Source organism: Agathobaculum desmolans ATCC 43058 (genome assembly GCF_000701665.1).
In the GTDB taxonomy this organism is placed as follows: domain Bacteria; phylum Bacillota; class Clostridia; order Oscillospirales; family Butyricicoccaceae; genus Agathobaculum; species Agathobaculum desmolans.
This window is the reverse complement of sequence record NZ_JNJN01000022.1, coordinates 1-22,491: the sequence shown is the minus strand read 5'-3', so window position 1 is coordinate 22,491 and position 22,491 is coordinate 1. Positions and strand designations below refer to the sequence as shown.

Below are 22,491 nucleotides of genomic sequence, written 5' to 3'. Positions count from 1 at the left end.
GGACATTTGACTAAATTCCCATATAAATAAAGCAAAACCGGCGTGGCCTGATGGTCACGCCGGTTTTATGTTGGAAGAGTGTCCGCACAGCGGCACATCAACTGTTTCTATACCGGATGCTGCAATCGAGCTTTTTGCTCCGTACGCAGGTCTTCTGCAAAAAGACCTTACAGCATTTGCAGCAGCTCGATCTGCTCCCCCGACGGGCCGGTGAAAAACCAATTCTGCAGCCCGCCAAAGGTATTGGGCAGCACCTTCTTCTCCGGTGCCGTAAACGAAGTCACCCCCGCTGCTTTCAAAGCCGCTGCCGTCTGATCCAAATCATCCACATAAACCGCAAAGTGCGGGATGCTTCCCTCCCCCGACGGCACCAGTGTGCCGGCCGGCGGCTCGATCAGCTCCAGCGTAAAGCCACCGAACGAAACCAAAGCCAGTTTTTTCAGACCATCCGGTGTTTCCACGCCGTCGCGCTGTTCCACGCGGCCGCCTATCTTTTCGTAAAACGAGATACTCTCCTCCATATCCGCCGTATAAATCGCAATATGGCCCAAGCCTATGTAATGTTCTTTCATCCTGTTTACCTCCTTTACTGCTATTATTTTACCATATATTTTGTGATCTGCAACAGCTTATCGCAGCCCCCATAATGCCCTTTTCCACAACTAGAAAAGCTGCCCAAGGGCAGCTTCAAGCTGTAACAAAGTATTTTGCCAATGGGGATGCTCACAATACGCGCGGTAGCGCGCATAAACTATCATTTGCAGTGCAAATGCATAAAAAGTCAGGACATGTGCCTGACTTTTTATACTTTGAGAGAGAAAAAGTTTCTGGATAGGAATTTTTTTCTCGTTCATGTTTGGCGTAGTCCAAACATAGATTGTCGGAAAAACGAAGTTTTTCGACAGTCTCAAGCTGCCCGAGGGCAGCTTTTCTATTGCTTTATTCCTGCACTGTCTGAACGACCGATGCGGAAGCCTTTGTCTCCTGATAGCGCTCGAACGTGCTGGTCTCGCTCTTGCCAAAGCCAAGGGGCGAAAAGACCACATAAGCTGCTACCATGACCAGCAGCGTTGCCGCCGCCCAGAACTTGCCGTGCTTCCACGGGGTCATATCAACCGCCTTGGCATCGTGCAGCACAAAGTCTTCCGGACGCGGGTTCTTCTTGACGATGACCCACATCAGGATCATATCAAACACAAACAGCACTGCGGTGAAGTACAGGTAATGCATATCCTTCATCCACGGGATCACGTTGCGCAGACCAAACTGCAGCGTAAAGTACAGCACCACGTGTACCGGAATAACGATCTTTGCAGCGATTGCCGGAACCTTCTTCCAGAAGAAGCCGCACAGCAGACAGACAAAGATCGGCGTGTTGAACGCTGCAAATGCAGAGTTTACAAAGCTTGTGATACCGCCCATGTACAGCATGAACGGGCTCATGATAGTGGATACGATCGCAACGACCGTACCGAAGTTCTGACCGATCTTAACCATGTGCGAGTCAGACGCCGTCGGATTGAAGATCGGGCGATGGATATCCAGTGCGTAAATGGTGGACGCGGAGTTCAGCACCGAGTTGAACGAGGACAGGATCGCACCGAACATAACGGCAGCAAAGAAGCCGAGCACGGGCTTGGGCATAACCTCAGCTACCAGCATCGGATAAGCCGCGTCACCGCTGCCCCAGTCCTGACCCGGATAAGCCAGTGCACAGATAATGCCCGGAATAACAATGATCAACGGAGTCATAATCTTGAGGAAGCCTGCAAATACTGCACCCTTCTGTGCTTCCTTCAGGTTCTTAGCGCCGAATGCGCGCTGGATGATGGACTGATTGGTTGCCCAATAGTACATGTTGTTGATCAGCAGGCCGGTAAGCAGCAGCGGCCACGGGAGCCACGGTTCGGGCGCATTGACCTCATTGATCGCGTTCAGGTAGGACGGATCGGTGTGCAGAAACTTGTCAAAGCCATCCAGGAAGCTGCCGTCGCCGCCGAGCTGGCCGGACAGGAACATAAAGCCGAACACCGGCACCAGCAGTCCGCCGACAATGAGACCCAGACCGTTGATCGAGTCGGACAGGGCAATCGCCTTCAGGCCGCCGAAAATTGCATAAATCGAACCAACAACAGCCGTTGCCACACAAACAATGGCGATTGCCGCAAAGTACGAAATGCCAAGCATCTTATCCAGACCGAAGATGTTTACAAACACCTGCGCGCCGGCATACAGAATGTTGGGCAGCATAATAACAACATAGCTGAGCAATACAATGATGGATACCAAACGGCGGGTACCCGCATCGTAACGCTGCTCAAAAAACTGCGGAATGGTGGTCAGGCCGGTTTTGAGATACTTGGGCATCAGCACAAAGGCCAGAATGACCAGTGCAATCGCCGAGGTAACTTCCCAGCCCATGGTACTCATGCCGACACGAACTGCCTGTCCGTTATTGCCGACAAGCTGCTCCGCCGACAAGTTGGTCATCAGCAGTGAGCCTGCAATGACCGGGCCGGTCAGACCGCGCCCTGCAAGATAGTAGCCATCCTGCGTATCCAGATTATCCCCTCGGGTTTTCCACCAGGAGATAATCGCGACGAGTGCCGTGAACCCCACAAAGGTGATCGCGGTAAACGTCAGTGAATTAAAAAATTCCATGCATGTTCTCTCCTTCTCACATTTGCATGTCCTTTGCTGCCAGCCCCTATTCCGGCAGCCGTTTCTCCCATGCGCACCGCATGCTCTTTCCGTGCATTGTGCATAATAAAACGCCAGATTTTACCCCGGCGATCTATAAATGTGCATATTACTTGCGCATTTCGGATATATAATAACATTATTCTGGTCATTTTTCAAGTTTCTTTGTAACAATCTGTTCATAATTGTATATTTGCACAAAATCAATTTCCTTCTGCTTTGTGAAAAAGCTGACATCACGAATGTATTCCAAAAAATGTATTTTGTTTGCACATTGCACATAACACTTTCAAAAATACACACTTTTTTCTCATTTTCATAAATTTCCCAACTCATGGAATATCAGCAGATGAAAAAACCGCCGCAGCTTTCGCCGCGGCGGAACAGCAGAATGTCTGCTGTCTGTTCTTTTACGCTTCGCTGTCCTTTTCCATGCGCGTTACCGCAATAGACAGATCGTCAAGCTGCTTATCATCCACCACATCCGGGCAGGACATCATCAGGTCAGATGCATTCTGCACCTTCGGGAAGGCGATCACATCGCGGATGGAATCCAATCCCGCAAGCAGCATGCACAGGCGATCCAATCCATAGGCAAGGCCGCCGTGCGGGGGTGCGCCGTAGGAAAACGCCGTGATCAGATGGCCGAACTGCTCCTTTGCGCGCTCCTCGGTGAAGCCGAGCGCCTCAAACATCTTGGTCTGCAGCTCGGGATCGTGGATACGGATCGAACCGCCGCCCAGCTCGCAGCCGTTCAGAATGATGTCATACGCCTTGGCGCGCACCTTGGCCGGCTCGGTTTCGAGCAGCGGAATATCCTCGTCCATCGGCGCGGTGAAGGGATGGTGCTTGGCGACCAAGCGATCCTCTTCCTCGCTGTACTCAAACTGCGGGAACTCGGTGACCCACAGCAGCTTGAAGTCATCCTTTTTGGCAAGGCCGAGCCGCTTGGCCAGCTCGCAGCGCAGTGCGCCAAGCGAAACCAGCGCGGTCTCCTCGGAAGCGTCCGCTACCACGAACAGCACATCGTTCTCGTGCATGTCCGCGCGTTCCTTGATCGCCGCGATCTCCTCTTCGGTCAGGAACTTGGCAAAGGACGAGGTCATCGAACCGTCCGCCGCCAGCTTCATCCACGCCAGACCCTTGGCGCGGTAGGTCTTGACAAAATCAGCCAGCTTGTCGATCTCCTTGCGCGGGAACTTGTCCGCGTAGCCGTTGATGTTGATCAGCCGCACCGTGCCGCCGGCTTCAACCGCACCCTTGAATACGCCGAAACCGCAGTTTGCCGCAATATCCGAAATATCCTTGATCTCAAAGCCGAAACGGGTATCCGGCTTATCCGAGCCGAAGCGGTCCATCGCCTCGCGCCACGTCAGGCGCGGCAGCGGAAGCTGAATGTCCACATCCAGTACTTCCTTGAACACGCGCTTCAGAAAGCCTTCATTGACCGCAATGACATCATCCTGCTCAACAAAGCTCATCTCGAGGTCGATCTGGGTGAACTCGGGCTGGCGGTCAGCGCGCAGATCCTCGTCGCGGAAGCAGCGGGTGATCTGGATATAACGATCCATGCCGGACAGCATGAGCAGCTGCTTATACTGCTGCGGAGACTGCGGCAGCGCATAGAACTTGCCCGGATGCACGCGGGAGGGCACAAGGTAATCACGCGCACCTTCGGGCGTGGACTTGGTCAGCATCGGGGTTTCGATCTCAATAAAGCCCTGCTCGTCAAAATAGTTGCGAGCCACCTGCGTCACGCGATGGCGCAGCATCATATTGCGCTGCATGGACGGGCGGCGCAGATCAAGATAACGGTACTTCAAACGAATCTGATCGCCGACTTCCTTACTGTCATCGATCTCAAACGGCGTGGTTTCCGCGCGAGACAAAATGCGGATATCTTCCGCAATGATCTCAACCTCGCCGGTCGGCATCTTGCTGTTGACCGCCGCCGCGTCGCGCGCGACCAGCTTGCCGCGCACTGCCACAACAAACTCGGTGCGGCAGGTAAAGGCAATGTCGAACAGGCCGGCATTGACCGACTTGTCAAACGTACACTGCACGATGCCCGCGCGGTCACGCACGAGCAGGAAGAGGACGCCGCCGTTATCGCGCACGCGGTCGACCCAGCCGTTGACCGTGACTTCCTGCCCTGCGTCGGACAGGCGCAGATTTCCGCACATATGCGTGCGCTTCATCCCATGGATAGAAGTTTCATTCATGTTTTATCAATCCCTTACATATTTTCGGATAATTTAGCCAATGCCTGATTCATTAAATCATTTTGCAAATGTGATAACTTGGAACAATCGTATGTTTTTGCTTTTTTGTTAGTAACCGCATAATAGCACAACGCATATAGTACACCCGCAGACAAACCAATATCTAAATTCACTAAATCATCATCCATATCACAAATGCCAGGAGAAATCATGGCCATTTGCAGTCGTGAATAAATTGCTGGCGAGGAGTTTTGAAAGAAAGTTAGAACGCTATTAGTAACAGCGTCTAAATACTCTCTTCGTATATGAATCACACATTGTTCCATTTCTTGGTTGCCAAGACGATCCTGTTTATCTAAAAGATTCTTGATTCCTGAAGTATAGATTTCAATACAATTTTGGGAAGCGTTTAGTATGAGAGAGTTTATCTTTTCCTTATTAGTTAATCCAAACATTTTTATGCATCCCATTTCAAATCCAATATTATTTGTCGCAGATGACCTTACCTTGGTTCTTTGCGGCAAGGCCGTCCCGGATGCGGGAAACTGCCTCCTCGGGTGAAACCTTGACCTGCTCGCCGGTCTCCATATCCTTAACCGCAAGCACGCCTTCCCGAATTTCATCCTCACCGAGGAAAACCACATACGGGATACCAAGCTTGTCTGCATAGCCGATCTTGTGCTTGAACTTTTTCTGCTCGCTGTAAAGCTGGGTGCGGATACCCGCGCCGCGCAGCGCGGTTGCCGTGGCGATCGCCGCGCCGGTATCGTCGGTCATCGGCAGGATGAGCACATCCGCGGGCGCACAATTCTGTTTGTCGTTCAGATAGCCCTGCTCGCCCAGCACGTAGAACAGGCGCGTCAGACCGATCGAGATGCCCACGCCGGGCAGCTGCTTATCCGTGTAGTACTCCGCAAGGTTGTCATACCGTCCGCCCGAGCAGATCGAGCCGATTTCCGGATGATCGAGCATGGCAGTCTCATACACCGTACCGGTGTAGTAATCCAGACCGCGGGCAATGGTCAGGTCGATCTCGAAATGGTCAGCCGGTACGCCGAAGGCCTGCATATACGTCGCAACCGTTTTCAGCTCATCCGCGCCCTGATCAAACACTTCATTTCTGCCCCGGTAGCCCTCGAGTGCGGCAAGGATACCTTCGGTGCCGCCCGGTGTCGCAATAAACCGCAGCAGCTCGTCCGCAGTTTCCGCTGCAACGGCGAAATCCTCTGTCAAAATCGCCTTTACCTTTTCCGCGCCGATTTTCTCCAGCTTGTCGATCGTGCGCATCACGTCGCCCGCCTGCTCGGTCAGGCCGAGAATGGCAAAAAAGCCGTTTAATACCTTACGGTTGTTAATGCGGATCTTAAAACGTTCGAGTCCCAGCGAGGTAAAGGTCTTATAGATGATGCTCGGCACCTCGGCCTCGTTGATGATATCCAGCTTGCCGTCGCCGATGACGTCGATATCCGCCTGATAGAACTCACGGAAGCGGCCGCGCTGCGCACGCTCGCCGCGGTAGACCTTGCCGATCTGGAAACGGCGGAACGGGAAGGTCAATTCACCGTAGTGCTGGGCAACGTACTTGGCCAGCGGTACGGTCAGGTCAAAGCGCAGGGACAGGTCGCTGTCACCCTTCTGAAAGCGGTAAATCTGCTTTTCGGTCTCTCCGCCGCCCTTGGCCAGCAGCACCTCGGAAGATTCGATCAGCGGGGTATCCAGCGGATAAAAGCCGTACAACGCGTAGGTTTCACGCAGCACCTGCATGATGCGCTCCATCTGCACCTGCGGTGCGGGCAGCAGCTCCATAAAGCCGGACAGGGTTCTCGGTTTCACTTTTTCCATAGTTTTGATTCTCCTCAAGACAGACCGATGCACCGGACAGGCCAGACCGCCCATCCGGTGCAACGATATCCGTCATTTTATTTTCTGTTCTTGGGGTTGACGATGTTACGCCAATCCAGATCGCCGCGGTCCAGACCGAGGATGAGCATTTCAGCCGTTGCCGAGTTGGTGGCGATCGGGATATTATGCATGTCACACAAGCGGGCTATGGCGTGCATATCCGGCTCATACTGCGCGTTGGACATGGGATCACGGAAGAACAGCACCAAGTCGATCTCGTTATAGGCCACGCGGGACGCGATCTGTTCCTCGCCGCCCTGCATACCGGCCAGACACTTGTCGATCTTCAGCCCGGTTGCTTCCTCCACAAATTTTCCGGTCGTTCCGGTCGCACAGATGTTATGCTTAGCCAGAACACCGCAGTACGCCATACAAAACTGTACCATCAGCTCTTTTTTTCGATCATGCGCGATCAGCGCAATATTCATTGACAAAACATCCCCTTTCCCAGCGTTCTCCCTGCAAAAAGATACGCCGTTTGTGCACTCTCTCTTATCCGTTTGCTATATTTTCATCAGCGGCACCCGTTCGCCTTCCAAACGACGCGCAATGTTCTGAAAGGCGTGCGATGCACCGCTTCGCTTGACGGACAATATACTGTTTCCGCTGTTGCCGCAGACGATCAGATCTTCATCCTCCGGCACCAGCCCAAGCAGCGGCAGCCCCGCCTCATCCATCGCATCATCGATGTTGGCAGACTGGCCGCGGCAGATCATCTGCGGCCGCACCCGGTTGAGCACCATGCGGATACGCTGGATGCAGTACTCTTCCTCCAGCTTGCGGGCACACCGTTCCGCCCCGCGGATACAGGCGCGATCGGTCGCGGTGACAATGATTGCCTGCGTGGAAATATGTGCAAGCCACGAAAGCTCCGCCGGCAAACCGGCAGGACCATCGATCAGCAGATAATCAAACGCAGCTTCCTCCGCCTGCACGGCGAGCTGCTCCATACCGCGCTCACTGAGCGCAGGCAGGGCGACAGGCGCTGTCAGCAGATACAAATTTTCATACACCGGATGCCGCGCCATTGCATCACAGAGCATGACTGCGCCTCCGGCCACATCAGCAAAGGAGTAAACCACCCGATCCGACATACCGAGCACAATGTCAAGATTGCGGAGGCCGCAGTCGCCGTCGATCAGGAGCACGCGCTGTCCGGCCTGCGCCAGTGCCGCGCCCACCCCCGCCGTAAGGGAGGTTTTCCCTGTGCCGCCCTTACCGGACGCAACCAGAATCACCTTCAACATACCGCCTCCGAAACAGAAAACTTTTCTACTTTGTATTATAAGCCATCGCTTGCCAATTGACAAGCGCAAATCCCCATGCGGCTACAATTATTTTATCATCGAACTGTTTTTACGGCAGCAGCGTATTCTCTGCCTCGACCGGTTCGACCGTATCCGCCTCATCCTCTGCAAAGTACGCATCCAGAATATCCCGCACGACCGGCGCGACCGAGGAGCCGTGTCCGGCATTTTCACCGACCACGCAGATCACGATCTCAGGATCATCAAACGGTGCAAAGGCAACAAACAGACCGTTGTCAAACTTCATGCCGTCATCAAAGCTTTCCGCCGTACCGGTCTTGCCGCCCACCTTGATCGGATATTCCGCAAACACACTCGCCGCGGTGCCGCCTTCTGCCGTAACATCGCTCATGCCCTGCATGACCAGACGCAGCGTTTCCGCGTTCAGTTCGATCGTGCCGATCACTTCCGGCTTCTCCTCGCGCACCACATCCGCATAGTCATACGTTTTGATGTTTTTGACCAGCGTCGGCCGGTACAGTGTGCCGCCGTTGACGACCGCCGCCATATAATTGGCAAGCTGCAGCGGAGTAAACACATGATCCGACTGACCGATGGCGGCCGTCACATCGTCGCCCCCCTGCCATTCGCGCAGATCCGGATCGTTTTTGCGCATGGCCGCGCGATAAGTCGGGCCGGCGGCATGGCCGCTCTCCTCGCCGATCTCAATACCGGTCGCCTTACCCAAGCCGAAGGAGGCGCACCATTTTTCCAGATGTTCCCCTGTCAGCCGCTGGCCTACGTTATAGAAAAAGGTATTGCAGGAGTATTTGATCGCCTGTGTCACATCCAGCGTCATAGGCGTATCGTGGTTGTTACACGCAAATTTTTGTCCGCCCAATTCAAATTCACCCGTGCAGGTAAACGTTGTATTCGCATCAATGATGCCCTCCTGCAGGCCTGCGATCGCCGTGAGCACCTTAAAGGTCGAGCCGGGCGGATACTGGCCGCTCGTCGCACGGTTCATCAATACATTGCGCGGATCTGCCTCCAATTCGTTATAATCCTCGTTATATTTTTCCAGCGGATAGGTTGGGTAAGACGCCATTGCCAATACCTCGCCGCTGTTCGGATCAAGCGCGACCGCCGCACCGCCGCGTCCATAATCGGACACATAATTTTGCAGTGATTCCTCCGCCACCTTCTGCAGCTCCAGATCGATCGTGGTGATCACATTATCGCCCGGCTGCGGCGCATAGGATGCGGTGTGCTCCTCCATGCTGCCGCCGCCCAAATCGGTCGTCACCGTGCGCGAGCCTGCCGTGCCATGCAGATACCGCTCCAACGCCGCTTCCAAACCGGTTTTGCCGATGGTATCGTTCATGTTATAGCCCGGCTTGTCGCGGTATGGTCCGCCGTTTTTCGTTCCGCTCCACTCATCCGCATACATGTTGCCCACCGTGCCCAGCAGGTGTGCAGCCAGCGTGGTGTTATATTTGCGCACCGCCTCACTCTGCACCTCGACGCCCGCATAATCCTTGTGATGCTCCTTAATGTAGGCAATCAGATCCATCGAAACATTTTCCGCCAGCGTAAACGCCGTTCCTGTCCCGAAGCCCGCGTTACGCATGCTGTAATACAGGCCAACCATCATGCGGCTGTCCGCATCGGACAGGCCGGTCTGCATTCCGAGGGTCTCCTCCATATAGGCACGCATGGCGCGCAGGAATTCCCCTGCTGACACCAGCGTAGTCGCATCCAGCGCAGCCGCCTGATCAATCGGCTCGCCGTCTTCGTCATACCGGGGCGAAGCTTCATTCGCCGCTTCCGCCTCCTCCACCGCCTGCTTTACCGCATCGAGATGCAAGGTTTCCGCGCTTTGCTTGATATACTCCGACAGCTGATTGCGGGCGCTGCTCCCGCTCTCGCCCACATATTCATATGGGCTGCTTTCCGTAATGGGAAGCACATCATTCAGGATTGCCGCTTCTGCTTCAGCGGTGCCACCGTCCCCGTTTTCCGGTTCGGCGCCGCTCTCCGTATCCGCACCTTCTGCCGGAGCCGCCGCAGCGCTGTCCTGCCGGACACGATGCGCCAAATCGAGCAGCTTGTCAAAACGGTCCGGCTGATCCTCCCAGAAAGAGGAATAGACCAATACCAGGGAAAAGCCGGTCTGGTTGGTCACCATCGGCCGTCCGTAACGGTCCAATATCTCGCCGCGCGCCGCCGAAACCGTGGAAGTACCGGTCAAAAAAGACGCCGACCGGCGCACATAATCCTCGCCGTTGACCACCTGCAGTTGTATCAGCTGCCCACCTGCCAAGCCCACACAGAGCAGCAGCAGGCAGACCAGCACCAGCAGACGGCGCAGCAGTTGATTTTTGTTTACCATAGGGAACTCCTTTTCGCCGTGGGGATGCTATCGATCCGCAAAGCGGCGGCTGATCCGGCGCATCGGCAGATAAACCACAAAACAGAACACACAGGTCAGCAGCGTGCCGCCCACGATCTGCCGCAGCACCAACCCGAACGACGCCCCGGTCTGCGGCAGCAGATAGGCAAAATACCGCACCAGACCGAGCACGACCATTTCCACTGCCGTCATGATCAGCATAGAAACATAGCTGCCGCTGAGCGTCAGCCGGCTCATCGCGCCCGCAATCAGGCCGAACAGCAGGAAAAACAGCGGGTACAGTCCGTCCACACCGATAAATCCTACATCATACAGCAGGCCGACCGTCACGCCGACAACCACGCCCTCCATCGGCCCATCGAGCAGCGCGGCCGCAGTAACCAGCGCGGGCAGCAGATCCAAATGGTACCCGCGGATCGACCACATGCCGAACAAGCTGGCCTGCAGCGCGTAAAACACCAGTGCAAACACCAGATACAGCAGCGTTTTGGGAATTGATAATTGTTCTCTCTGCATTCGATCACTCCGTTGTATCCGTAAACGCCGTTACAATAGAAACACTCGATACGGTTTCCACATCGACAAACGGCTTAATCACCGCATAGTAGGAAATACCGTTTTCCTCCGGCAGCACGCTTTCCACGGTGCCGATCATCACACCCTTGGGGAACAGTCCGCCGCGGCCCGAGGTTTCCACCGTATCACCAATGACGACCGTGGAATTCTCCGTCAGGTAGGAGAGGCGCAGCGCCCCCTCAGCCATCAGATCATAATTGCCCTCTGCGATCGCGGTTTCGCGCGTGCGGGTAATTAGTGCACCGCACTGCATCTCAACATCCACTACCGTGGTGATCTCACATGTATTGGAAGCCACTTCACTGACATAGCCGGCCATTCCGTCCACCGTCATCACCAGATCGCCTTCTTCCACACCGTGATCCGAACCCTTATCCAGCGTCAGCGTGGTTGCCCAATCACCCGGGTTGCGGCCGATCACCTCAGCATTTACCGTTGTCAAATCACGCACCCGGTCGGGCTGTCCCGCTTCCCGGCGCAGCTGATTGTTCTCCTCGATCGCCAGCTGGGCATCGCGCACGGTCTGCTCCATATCGCGGATCTGCTGCTTAAGCGCCTCATTTTCCGCTTTCAGATCGTCAAACTCGGTAAAATAACCCAGTCCCTTGCTGAAAAATCCGCCCACGCCTGTTATCACGCGCTGAACCGGTGTGGTGATAAAGCTCACCACCCGCGTAACCGGCGAGGGATTGCCCGTGATCCCGCTGTACAGCGCAGATACGATGCACAGCACAACCACCACCGCCACCGCGATGAAAAAGCGCGGATCCAATCTGTTCCGTCTTCGCAAAACACAAACTCCTTTACAAATGCGTTGGCGCGCCGCCCCCGGCGCACAGCTCACGCAGCAGCACATGCAGCCCCGCCACCGGCAGGCCCATCACGCTGTAATAATCGCCCTCGATGCGCTCAACCAGCAGCGCGCCGTGTCCCTGAATGCCGTAAGCGCCCGCCTTATCCATCGGCTCGCCGGTCGCCAGATATGCCGCCAGCTCATCTTCCGCAAAATCGCGGAAGGTCACACGGGTGCGCGTGCACAGGGTGCGCGCCGCGCCGCCGGGCGGCAAAACCGCCAGTCCGGTCAGCACCTCATGGGTGCGGCCGCGCAGCCGGCGCAGCATATCAGCCGCCTGTGCAGCATCCGCCGGCTTGCCCAGCGCCATCCCATCAATCGTGACCAGTGTATCCGATCCGATGCACACGGCCGTCGGGTGCATCGCCTGCGCCGCCTGCGCCTTGCTGCACGACAATCGCACAACCTCACGCTCGAGCGCTTCCTCCGGCCGCAGGGTCTCATCTGCATCGACCGGACAAACCGTAAATTCTTCTGTGATCAGCGTCAGCAGCTCCCGCCTGCGCGGCGAGGCGGACGCGAGAACGATCTCCATCACTCTACCCCTCTTTTATATAAGCCGTTGGTAAATTCCCCTTCCGGAGGCGTACCGTTCAAAAACGCCTGTGCGATCCGCGCACATTCCTCCGGCGGCTCGATCGTAAACAGCAGGCGGGCGGTCTGCACACCCAGCCGGGCGGCTTCCTCCCGCAGGCAGAGCGGCCGGTTGCCCAGCAGCGTATTGCGGCAGCCGAATTCCGGCAGCAGCGCAAATTTCTCCCGGCGGCGGTCGGTCAGATAGGTGATCCCCGTTTTGCAGGCGCATTTCCCGCCATGCTGGCGGCGGATCGCACAATTTTCAAAAATCATCAGCGGCAGATGGCCGTAAACGACCAACTCGGTTTCGAGCGGCCCCTTCATGTCCCGGATCTGTGCCAGACGCGCTTCAAAGGACAGCGTCTGCCGCTGTACTCCCATCTCCGCCAGTGCGTACAGGCTTTTGCTGTTATAAGCATTCAGGCCGAAATCTCCGCGCACCGTAAAGCCCAGCCGCCGCGCCAGCGGCAGATGGCCGATATTGCCCGCCAGTACCGTCCGCGTACCGCGGCTCATCGCTTCCCCGAGCAGCATTTCTACCTCCGGCTGCTCCCGGTCGGAAAACACGCGCGGCAGAACTGCCGCCAGACCGGTCTGCGCGGCTACCTCAAGCGGCGCATAAACCGTTTCCAGCCCAAGCCCGCGCAGCGCTTCCGCCTGTTCCCGGGTCCGCACCGAAGCCGTAAACCCGCGGAAGCCGGTGCGCGGTGCGCACGAGGCATCGCGCAGCAGCGCACCTTCCAGCCAATCCCGCGCAGGGGGCGCGGCGCGTTTGGCCAGCAGCAGAGCAAGCGCATCACGCCGCATTCCATTCATCACAGAAGCCGGAACGACCAGACCGTCCTCCATCTCGATCCGAAGGTTTTTCACATAAAACGGCGTGCCGCCGGTTTTCCGCAAGGATTTTTCGACCATCTCCGGAGTGGTCGGCCGGTTGTTCGCCGATTCAACCGCCGCCGCTGCGGATACGCCGTCCGCACTGAGTACCGCGCCGGTTTCCCGCCGCGCGGTGAAGCACAGCGACACCGGCACCAGCGGCGCTTCCCTCCCCTCTGCAAAGCGGCGTGCCGCTTCATCATACAGGGGCTGTACCTCCGCCAGCGGCACATCGGTTTTGGTGCCGAACATGGCGTCGCCCTTTTCACCGGTATAGTACCCATCGGTAAACCCATCGCGCGAAAACACACGGCGCAGGGTATCCCGTTCAGCCGGGGTCGGCCCGCGGTGCTCCCGCAGCAGATCGGCATAGATTTTGGTAACGATCGCCGCGTATTCCGGCCGCTTCATGCGCCCCTCGATCTTAAGCGAGGATACGCCGAGATCTGCCAGCTCCGCTACATGTCCGGCCAGCGCCAGATCCTTCAGAGACAGCGGATATCCGCCGTTATACGGCAGCCGGCAGGGCTGTGCGCACAGACCGCGATTGCCCGAACGCTGCCCGATCACCGCGGACAGATAGCACTGCCCGGAGTAACACATACACAGCGCGCCATGCACAAACACCTCGGTTTCCACCCCGGCCTGCTCGGTGATCAGCCGCACCTCGTCTCTGGTGCACTCACGGCTGAGCACCACGCGGGAAAAACCGATCTCGCGCGCCTCCCGCGCGCCGTCCAGCGTGTGAATGGTCATCTGCGTGGAAGCATGCAGCGCAAAATCCGGCGCGTGTGCATGGATCAGCCGCGCCAGACCGAGATCCTGCACGATGAGCGCATCCGCTCCCGCCTCGTATAAAAATTTGGCATCCGCCAATGCAGCGTCCAGCTCACGGTCTCCCGCAAGGATATTGAGCGTGATGTTGGTTTTCACATCCCGTGCCCGGCAGTACGCAATGGCTTCCGCCATTTCCTCCGGCGAAAAGCCCTGTGCGTTGCGGCGTGCATTGAACGTACCAAACCCCATATACACCGCCCCGGCGCCCGACTGCACCGCAGCACGCACCCCCTCCGGCGAACCGGCAGGAGCCAAAAGCTCTACTTTTCTGTTCATTTGCGGTGGTTCCCGGGATGATTGCCGCCTCGGCTGACCTGCTGCCGCAAGGCGGCATTTTCCGCCTCGAGCGCACGGCATTTCCCCTCGGCTGCTTCTGCTGCGGTTTTGGCCTTGATATATTCATCGGCAAGGTTGACCGTTGCCAGCGCCAGTGCTCGGGTGGACGCAAACGACGCCGAACCGCCGCACTGAGCGATGGTCTGCTGCGCCAGTTCCGCTACCTCGTTCATATACTCTACGGATTCATCCGCCAGCATGGTATAATGCTGGCCGGCGATCTGAATGACCACACGATTCGCCATGACTGATCCCTTCCTTTCGCAAAATTCGTTCAAAGGGCATAATTTGATAAAATATAGTATACCACAACAACCGACGTTTTGGAACAAAAAATATATGCAAAGTTCGCAGCTGCCCGCCGCGTTTTTTCTACAAAAGCCCCTTTTCCGTCTAAAGATTACGAAAAGGCAAAAGATTTTTGTTTGCCTTGTGTACAGCCATGTGCTGTGCTACAATACATGTGTATATCAATCAGAACGGGAACGGCTCTTGTTGTCGCGCCGCCCGCTCTCCAACAGGAGGTCCGTATGCTGAATATCAACGAGATACGGCGCATTGTTGTCAAGGTCGGTACCTCAACCCTGACCTATGACAACGGCAAACTGAATATCCGCCGCATCGAACGGCTCGTCCGCACAATCAGCGACCTGCAAAACCGCGGGTTTGAAATGGTGCTGGTTTCCTCGGGCGCTGTTACCGTTGGTGCATCCAAGCTCGGTCTGACCGAGCGTCCCCGCGAGCTGGCTGTCAAGCAGGCCGCCGCCGCTGTCGGCCAGTGTGAACTGATGCATATATACGATAAAATGTTCCTTGAATATGGGATCAACGTCGCGCAGATCCTGCTTACACGCGAAAACATTATTGATGATGACCAGCGGCAGAACATCCACAACACCTTCACCGCACTGATGCGTACGGGCGCCGTGCCGATCGTCAACGAAAACGACACGGTTGCCACCGCCGAGCTTAAGCACATCGAAAACTTCGGTGATAACGACACGCTTTCCGCCGTGGTTGCCCGCATGTGCGAGGCCGATCTGCTGATCATCTTTTCGGATATCGACGGGTTGTATGATTCCGACCCGCGCAAAAACCCGCAGGCCAAGCTGATCGGCCATGTGCCCAAAATCGACGCCAAGATCCGCCGGATGGCGGGCGGCGCCGGTTCCTCCCACGGCACCGGAGGGATGGCCACCAAAATCACCGCCGCCGAGCTGTGCATGGATGCCGGCATCCCCATGCTGGTTGCCAACGGCAGCCGGGCCGGCGTATTGTATGACATCGTCGACGGCAAGCCTGTCGGCACGCTGTTTTCCCGGGAGGTGGACAAAACATGACCAAACCGCGCCGCCGCCTGACAGATGTTCTGTGCGGCATGCACACCCGCCTGTTCTCCAAAGCGCAGATCGCCGCTGCACTGATCGGTGCAGCCATCGGCGCATTTCTGGGCGTGCAGGCCTATTACAACGGCTGGCTGGGCTGAGCCGTTTTCCCCTTTGTTCCCAACTGACAGAATCGAGGTAATCCCCTATGCGCCAACTGATGGAGATCGCTGAGGAGGCACGCCGTGTTAAGCATGCGGTGGCCCGTCTCGGCACCAAAGAGAAAAACCGCGGCCTGCTTGCCATTGCGCAGGCGCTGACCGACCATGCAGATGAAATCATCGCCGCAAACCGCACCGATATTGAAAACGGCCGTGCAAACGGCCTCAGCGACGGCCTGATCGACCGGCTGACGCTTAACCGTGCCCGGATCGAGGGCATTGCGGAGGGCTGCCGTCAGGTTGCCGCCCTGCCCGACCCGATCGGAGAAGTGCTTTGGATGCGCAAAACCCCCGGCGGATTGAATATCGGGCAGAAGCGCGTCCCCATGGGCGTGATCGGCATTATTTACGAAGCACGTCCCAATGTAACGGTGGATGCCGCCGCTTTATGCTTCAAAGCAGGTTCAGCCTGCATCCTGCGCGGCGGTAAGGAGGCTTTTCATTCCTCCCTGTGCCTGACACGGCTGATGCGCGCCGCCCTCTGCGCCGAGGGGCTGCCCGAAAACGCAATCAATCTGGTCGAGGATACCACGCGCGACAGCGCGAACCAGATGATGAATCTCAACGGTTATCTGGACGTGCTCATCCCGCGCGGCGGAGCCGGGCTGATCCGTTCGGTCGTCATGAACGCGACCGTGCCGGTGATCGAAACCGGCACCGGCAACTGCCACGTGTATGTGGATGCGTCCGCCGATCTCGACATGGCGCAGCGTATCCTTGTCAATGCCAAATGCCAGCGCCCGAGCGTGTGCAATGCGGCGGAAAGCCTGCTGGTGCACCGGGATTCGGCAGCGCAGTTCCTCCCCATGGCAGCGGCAGGCCTTGCGCCGAGCGGTGTTGCCATTCACGGCTGTCCCCGCACGATGGCGATCCTCGGGGACACTGTCCTGCCCGCGACCGATGAAGACTACGCCCGCGAATACCTCGGGTATGAGATTTCGTGCAGGGTCGTCGATTCGCTCGACGAAGCGATCGGCCATATCAACCGCTTCAACACCGGCCACTCGGAATGCATCGTCACGCAGGACTATGCATCCTCCCAGCGTTTTCTGGAAGAGGTGGATGCGGCAGCCGTCTACGTCAACGCCTCCACCCGTTTTACCGATGGGTTCGAGTTCGGCTTCGGTGCAGAGATCGGCATATCCACCCAAAAGCTGCACGCGCGCGGCCCGATGGGACTGACCGCGCTGACCACAACCAAATTTATCATCTACGGAAACGGACAGGTGCGAGAATGAATAAAACCATGGAGAAGGAATACAAATGGCGTGCAAACGACTGGCTGCTCGGTCAGGCGCTGCTGTGGGCCTCCTCCCGCATCGGCAGCCAAAGCCGCACGATCCACATGCAGTCCCGGTATTATGATACACTGGACGGACTGCTGCACAGCCGTCAGGCTGCGCTGCGCCTGCGGCGGGAAAACGACCGCAGCGTCTGCTGCTTAAAGCTGCGCAACCAAAATACTCCCGCCGGAATGCGGGCACATGAGGAATACCAATGCGAAGCTGCCTCCGTGCAGGAAGGCCTGTCCCGTCTGCCTGCACATGGCGCCCCCCGTGAGCTGTGTGCACAGGCAAGCGCCGCACCGCTTGAGCTGATCTGCGAAGTGGATTTTCGCCGCTGCGCCATCCTGCTGCAGGAGGGGGACACCGTCTGCGAGCTGGCGCTGGACGAAGGAACCCTGCGGCATGGGGGCCGTACCGCTCCACTGTGCGAGATCGAGCTGGAATATGTTGCCGGCAGCGAACAAACCTTTCACGTGCTTGCTGCCGAGCTGGCCGAGCACCTCTCCCTCGTTCCGGAACCGGAAAGCAAGCTGGCACGCGCAATCGCGCTGTAACCTGCTTTCCCCTTTTCTCCGCATCCAGCATTGCTCCCAATTACCCCGCACAAAGTTGCGGGGCTATTGTGCGTTTTGTCAAATTGCTCCCGACAACCGGTTTCTTTCTGCGATTTATTGCAATAAAATTCGTTTTCGGGTATAATAATCAGAAGTCCATACGCGGGGCATACCGGCAGTGCGGTTTTATTTTACCGGCCGGTTTTGCCTGATTTCACAAAGTAAGGGGTAAACTATGAGTACTGCATCCATTTGTATTCTGATCTCCATCGTTGTCTATCTGATAGGCATGCTGGTGGTCGGCTTCCATTTTGCCAAAAAGAACGAATCCGCCTCGGATTTTTATCTCGGCGGCCGCAAGCTCGGGCCGCTTGTCACAGCGATGAGTGCAGAGGCCTCGGATATGTCCAGTTATCTGCTGATGGGTCTGCCCGGTCTGGCTTACTTATCCGGTCTGTGCGATGTCGGCTGGACCGCGCTCGGCCTTGCCATCGGCACCTACCTGAACTGGCTGTTCACCGCCAAGCGGCTGCGCCGGTATACGCACATCACCGGCTCGTACACACTGCCGCAGTTTTTCTCCCGCCGTTTCCACGATAAAAACAATATCCTGTCCGCTATTGCCGCGCTGATCATCATTATTTTCTTTATTCCGTATACCGCCTCCGGTTTCGCGGCCTGCGGCAAGCTGTTCTCCTCGCTGTTCGGCATCAACTATATGGCGGCTATGATCGTTTCGGCAATCATTATCGTCGGCTATACGGCTGCCGGCGGTTTTCTCGCCGCATCGACGACCGACTTCATCCAGAGCATTATCATGACTTTTGCGATCCTGTTTGTGCTCGGGTTCTCCACAGTTTCAGCCGGTGGTATCGACGCTGTAATGGACAATGTCCGCAATCTGCCCGGCTATCTCTCTATGACCGCTACGTATTCCGCCTCCACCGGCAGTGCCTCACCCTACGGTGCGCTTACCATTGTTTCCACACTGGCGTGGGGACTCGGCTACTTCGGCATGCCGCACATCCTGCTGCGCTTTATGGCGATTGAGGACGAAAACAAGCTCAAGCTGTCCCGCCGCGTCGGTTCGGTCTGGGTTGTGATCGCCATGGCAGTTGCCGTTATGATCGGCATTGTTGGCCGCACGCTCAGCGCCAACGGCACGCTGGCGCAGCTGAGCGGCGCGGATTCCGAAACCATCATCGTCCGCATCGCTGATTTCCTTTCCAGCTATGGCCCGATCCCCGCGCTGATCGCCGGCCTGATCCTTGCCGGTATTCTGGCCAGTACCATGTCCACGGCAGACTCCCAGCTGCTGGCCGCATCGTCCAGCGTTTCACAGAACCTGCTGCTGGAAACCCTCCATCTCAAAGTATCGGAGAAAGCATCCATGCTGTTCGCCCGCCTGACCGTTATCGTCATTGCGGTGCTCGGCGTGATTATTGCGCGTGACCCGAACAGCTCGATCTTCGGTATTGTTTCCTTTGCGTGGGCCGGTTTCGGCGCCAGCTTCGGCCCGGTCGTGATCTGTTCGCTGTTCTGGAAGCGCACCACCCTGCCCGGCGCAATCGCCGGCATGGTTGTCGGCGGCGTTTCGGTATTCGCATGGAAGTACCTGCTTAAGCCGATGGGCGGCGTGTTTGGCATCTACGAGCTTCTGCCCGCCTTTGTAGCCGGTATCGTCACGATTTTTGTCGTCAGCCTGCTCACCAAAGCGCCGGAGCAGTCCATTCTGGATGAATTTGAACAGGCGCGTGCACACGGAGCACTTGAAAACGAATGAAGCATAAACTACGCAAGATTCTGTGGGCTGCGGCCGCACTGGTGCTCGCACTCAGCGGCGTGCAGCTTGTCGGCGGCGATCTTCTCACACCGCGTGAGCTGACGCAGGAAACCGCCGTACACTTTATTGATGTCGGTCAGGGGGACGCCTCCCTGCTGCTGTCCGGCGGACAGGCCGTGTTGATCGACGCCGGCACAGCCGAAAGCGGCGGCACTGTTGTCCGCTATCTGAAGGAGCTTGGCGTAACCGAGCTGTACGCCGCCGTTGCCACCCATCCGCACGCCGACCACATCGGCGGCATGGCACAGGTGATTCAGGCCTTTTCCCCCACCCACTTCTATATGGGACCGGAAACCCAGAATACCGCCACTTACAGGGATATGCTGGACGCACTGGAAGCTGCCGGCATACAGCCCACCATCCCGGAAGATGGAGAGACACTGGAATTCGATTCCGGTGCGGCTCTCACCTTCCTTGGTCCGGCGGATGATGTATCCGCCAAAGAGCTTAACGACCGTTCGCTGATTACCCTGTTCCGTGCGGGGCAAACCGTGCTGTTCATGGGCGATGCGGAAACGCCTGCCGAGCGCTCCCTGCTGACGCACCATCCGCAGCTCCGCTGCGATGTGTTAAAGGTCGGGCACCACGGCGCGGCTACCTCTTCCTCGGAAGCGTTCCTGCGCACGGTTCAGCCCTCCGTAGCCGTTATCTCCTGCGGTGTGGATAACGATTACGGCCATCCCAGCAAACAAACGCTGCAAAACCTGTCCCTTGCGGGCGTGGACGATATCCGCATCACTGCGGAGCAGGGTACGGTCGTCCTCCCGCTCCACCTGCCGGCATCAGACAAGGAGGACGCTGCATGAAACAGACCGGAATTGTCGACCGCTTCGAAGGCGACTTTGTTGTTGTTGAAATCAACGGAACCATGGTGAATTTCCCCCGGGCAGAAGCGCCTGCCATGCTGGGAGAGGGCATGGTCGTCATCGTACGGGACGGCCGCATCGTTGAAGTTGACCAGATCGAAACCCAGCGAATTGAAGATGATATGCGCCGCCGCTTCGAGCGCATCCTCGGCAAGCAAATCGACGAATAAAATCCCCACAGGAAGAAAGGCATATACCAATGGAAAAGAAACCTTTTTTGACCCTGCCGCAGGTGCAGGAAATCGTCAAAACCTATCCTACCCCCTTCCACATCTACGATGAAAAAGCCATCCGCGAAAATGCCCGCAAGGTAAAGGCGGCATTTGCCTGGAATCCGGGATTTAAGGAGTACTTTGCTGTAAAGGCCACCCCCACGCCCCGCCTGCTGCAGATCCTGCATGAAGAGGGCTTCGGCTGCGACTGTTCCAGCTACACTGAACTGCTAATGAGCCGTGCCTGCGGCATCACCGGGCACGATATCATGTTTTCTTCCAACGTGACCCCGGATGAGGATTTCAAGCTTGCTTCCGACCTGGACGCCATCATCAATTTTGACGATATCACCCATCTGGACTATTACGACCGCATCGGCGAATGGAAAGAAACCATGTCCTGCCGTTTCAACCCCGGCGGTGATTTCGTGCTGGAAAACGAGATCATGGATACCCCGCAGGAAGCCAAATACGGCATGACGCGCGAACAGCTGATCGAAGCCTTCAAATATATGAAGGGAAAAGGTGTTAAGCACTTCGGTATCCACGCATTTCTGGCATCCAACACGGTTGCTAACGAATATTATCCTGCACTGGCGCGCATCCTGTTTAAGCTTGCTGTTGACGTGCAGAAGGAAACCGGCGTGCATATTGCCTTTATCAACCTGTCCGGCGGCGTCGGTATCCCCTACCGCCCGTGGCAGGAGCCGAGTGATATTATGGTGATCGGTGACGGCGTGCGCCGCGCCTTTGAGGAGATCCTTGTGCCGGCCGGTATGGGCGATATTTCGATCTACTCTGAAATGGGCCGCTTCATCCTTGGTCCATACGGTGCTCTGGTCGCCAAGTGCATCCACCACAAGCATACCTACAAGGAATATGCCGGTCTGGATGCCTGCGCTGCCAACCTGATGCGTCCGGCCATGTACGGCGCCTATCATCACATCACCGTGCTCGGCAAGGAGGATGCCCTGCACGACCGCACCTATGATGTAACCGGCGGCCTGTGTGAAAACAACGATAAGTTCGCTATCGACCGCAACCTCCCCCGCATCGATATCGGTGATTACGTATATATCCACGATACGGGCGCACACGGCTTTTCGATGGGCTACAACTATAACGGCAAGCTCCGTTCCGCAGAGCTTCTGCTGTGCGAGGACGGCTCAGTCGAACTGATCCGCCGCGCAGAAACGCCACAGGATTATTTCTCTACACTGGACTTTACCGGATTGTTTAACGATCCGCAGTAAACAACCGCAAAATAAAACGGAGTGCCACAGCACCCCGTTTGATATGTACCCCCTTTACTGGACACCCAGTAGAGGGGGTATTATTATGCGGTACACATATGAGTATAAAAGGAAATGTGTAGAAATGTATCGAGAAGGAAAATGGCCAGAAACGCCAGAAGGTATTAGCGATAAATCCTTTCGAGATAAAGTGAGACTATGGGTAAGAACAGAGGATAGCCGCGGTCCAGAAGCACTGAAACACAAAAATTTCAATAGGAACTGGACACCAGAAGAACGGCTAGAACTAGTATCCCAAGTAATGTCCGGGAAATCCTGTGTGTCAGTGGCAATCGAGGCCGGTATTCAAGATAGACTATTGTATCAATGGGTTCAAAAATATAAAACAAAGGG

At 56.5% G+C, this 22,491-nt stretch carries 23 protein-coding genes; 9 read left to right on the top strand and 14 right to left on the bottom strand.

The window, feature by feature from the left end; translation table 11 throughout:
* Positions 1-167: 167 nt before the first annotated feature.
* From T363_RS0107145 to T363_RS0107080, 14 genes are all read right to left on the bottom strand, one after another.
* Complete coding sequence (locus T363_RS0107145; RefSeq protein ID WP_051643152.1) at positions 168-572, bottom strand: VOC family protein; 405 nt, start codon at positions 570-572, stop codon at positions 168-170.
* A 90-nt stretch (positions 573-662) separates the two neighbouring features.
* The gene (locus T363_RS16020; protein WP_154658764.1) at positions 663-854 is read right to left on the bottom strand and encodes a hypothetical protein; all 192 of its coding nucleotides are present in this window, start codon (positions 852-854) and stop codon (positions 663-665) included.
* A gap of 85 nt (positions 855-939) precedes the next feature.
* On the bottom strand, positions 940-2,661 hold the full coding sequence (locus T363_RS0107140; protein WP_078096950.1) for a solute:sodium symporter family transporter: 1,722 nt from the start codon (positions 2,659-2,661) through the stop codon (positions 940-942).
* A 449-nt stretch (positions 2,662-3,110) separates the two neighbouring features.
* Positions 3,111-4,922: an aspartate--tRNA ligase gene (aspS, locus tag T363_RS0107130; RefSeq protein WP_031474605.1), complete on the bottom strand. Its 1,812-nt coding sequence runs from the start codon at positions 4,920-4,922 to the stop codon at positions 3,111-3,113.
* Between the two features lie 14 nt (positions 4,923-4,936).
* A complete protein-coding gene (locus tag T363_RS0107125; protein ID WP_031474604.1) occupies positions 4,937-5,377 on the bottom strand; it encodes a hypothetical protein in 441 nt (146 codons plus the stop codon).
* A 28-nt stretch (positions 5,378-5,405) separates the two neighbouring features.
* Positions 5,406-6,764 (bottom strand): histidine--tRNA ligase, encoded by a 1,359-nt coding sequence (gene hisS, locus T363_RS0107120; RefSeq protein ID WP_031474602.1) that lies wholly within the window; start codon positions 6,762-6,764, stop codon positions 5,406-5,408.
* A 77-nt stretch (positions 6,765-6,841) separates the two neighbouring features.
* On the bottom strand, positions 6,842-7,252 hold the full coding sequence (locus tag T363_RS0107115; RefSeq protein ID WP_031474600.1) for a methylglyoxal synthase: 411 nt from the start codon (positions 7,250-7,252) through the stop codon (positions 6,842-6,844).
* 75 nt (positions 7,253-7,327) lie between these two features.
* Entirely contained in the window at positions 7,328-8,071 is a 744-nt protein-coding gene (locus T363_RS0107110) for a nucleotide-binding protein (protein ID WP_031474598.1), read from the bottom strand.
* Between the two features lie 109 nt (positions 8,072-8,180).
* Positions 8,181-10,463 (bottom strand): penicillin-binding transpeptidase domain-containing protein, encoded by a 2,283-nt coding sequence (locus tag T363_RS0107105; RefSeq protein ID WP_031474596.1) that lies wholly within the window; start codon positions 10,461-10,463, stop codon positions 8,181-8,183.
* 27 nt (positions 10,464-10,490) lie between these two features.
* Positions 10,491-11,000, bottom strand: coding sequence for a hypothetical protein (locus tag T363_RS15095; RefSeq protein ID WP_031474594.1), 510 nt, complete (start codon positions 10,998-11,000; stop codon positions 10,491-10,493).
* Positions 11,001-11,004: 4 nt separating this feature from the next.
* Complete coding sequence (gene mreC / locus T363_RS0107095) at positions 11,005-11,850, bottom strand: rod shape-determining protein MreC (protein WP_161645950.1); 846 nt, start codon at positions 11,848-11,850, stop codon at positions 11,005-11,007.
* Between the two features lie 13 nt (positions 11,851-11,863).
* A complete protein-coding gene (locus T363_RS0107090) occupies positions 11,864-12,448 on the bottom strand; it encodes a Maf family protein (RefSeq protein WP_031474590.1) in 585 nt (194 codons plus the stop codon).
* Positions 12,448-14,478, bottom strand: coding sequence for a U32 family peptidase (locus tag T363_RS0107085; RefSeq protein ID WP_031474588.1), 2,031 nt, complete (start codon positions 14,476-14,478; stop codon positions 12,448-12,450). Before T363_RS0107085 ends, T363_RS0107090 begins: the two co-directional genes overlap by 1 nt.
* Entirely contained in the window at positions 14,475-14,783 is a 309-nt protein-coding gene (locus tag T363_RS0107080; RefSeq protein ID WP_031474586.1) for a cell division protein ZapA, read from the bottom strand. The genes T363_RS0107085 and T363_RS0107080 overlap by 4 nt, the downstream gene beginning before the upstream one ends.
* Before the next feature lie 285 nt (positions 14,784-15,068).
* Between T363_RS0107080 and proB the strand changes: the two genes are divergently transcribed.
* The 9 genes from proB to T363_RS0107035 all read left to right on the top strand — a co-directional run.
* Entirely contained in the window at positions 15,069-15,878 is an 810-nt protein-coding gene (proB, locus tag T363_RS0107075; RefSeq protein WP_031474584.1) for a glutamate 5-kinase, read from the top strand.
* The gene (locus T363_RS16015; RefSeq protein WP_154658763.1) at positions 15,875-16,024 is read left to right on the top strand and encodes a hypothetical protein; all 150 of its coding nucleotides are present in this window, start codon (positions 15,875-15,877) and stop codon (positions 16,022-16,024) included. Before proB ends, T363_RS16015 begins: the two co-directional genes overlap by 4 nt.
* 47 nt (positions 16,025-16,071) lie before the next feature.
* The gene (locus T363_RS0107065; RefSeq protein WP_031474582.1) at positions 16,072-17,322 is read left to right on the top strand and encodes a glutamate-5-semialdehyde dehydrogenase; all 1,251 of its coding nucleotides are present in this window, start codon (positions 16,072-16,074) and stop codon (positions 17,320-17,322) included.
* Complete coding sequence (locus tag T363_RS0107060; protein ID WP_051643151.1) at positions 17,319-17,924, top strand: CYTH domain-containing protein; 606 nt, start codon at positions 17,319-17,321, stop codon at positions 17,922-17,924. The genes T363_RS0107065 and T363_RS0107060 overlap by 4 nt, the downstream gene beginning before the upstream one ends.
* 235 nt (positions 17,925-18,159) lie before the next feature.
* Positions 18,160-19,707, top strand: a complete 1,548-nt coding sequence (locus T363_RS0107055; RefSeq protein ID WP_031474578.1) for a sodium/proline symporter — start codon at positions 18,160-18,162, stop codon at positions 19,705-19,707.
* Positions 19,704-20,573, top strand: a complete 870-nt coding sequence (locus tag T363_RS0107050; protein WP_051643150.1) for a ComEC/Rec2 family competence protein — start codon at positions 19,704-19,706, stop codon at positions 20,571-20,573. Before T363_RS0107055 ends, T363_RS0107050 begins: the two co-directional genes overlap by 4 nt.
* Positions 20,570-20,803 carry a DUF3006 domain-containing protein gene (locus T363_RS0107045; protein WP_031474574.1) on the top strand — a complete coding sequence of 78 codons (234 nt, stop codon included), beginning with the start codon at positions 20,570-20,572 and terminating at the stop codon, positions 20,801-20,803. The genes T363_RS0107050 and T363_RS0107045 overlap by 4 nt, the downstream gene beginning before the upstream one ends.
* Before the next feature lie 29 nt (positions 20,804-20,832).
* Complete coding sequence (locus T363_RS0107040; RefSeq protein ID WP_031474572.1) at positions 20,833-22,098, top strand: diaminopimelate decarboxylase; 1,266 nt, start codon at positions 20,833-20,835, stop codon at positions 22,096-22,098.
* 124 nt (positions 22,099-22,222) lie between these two features.
* The coding region (locus T363_RS0107035; protein WP_242840245.1) for a transposase at positions 22,223-22,491 on the top strand (269 nt) is incomplete at its 3' end.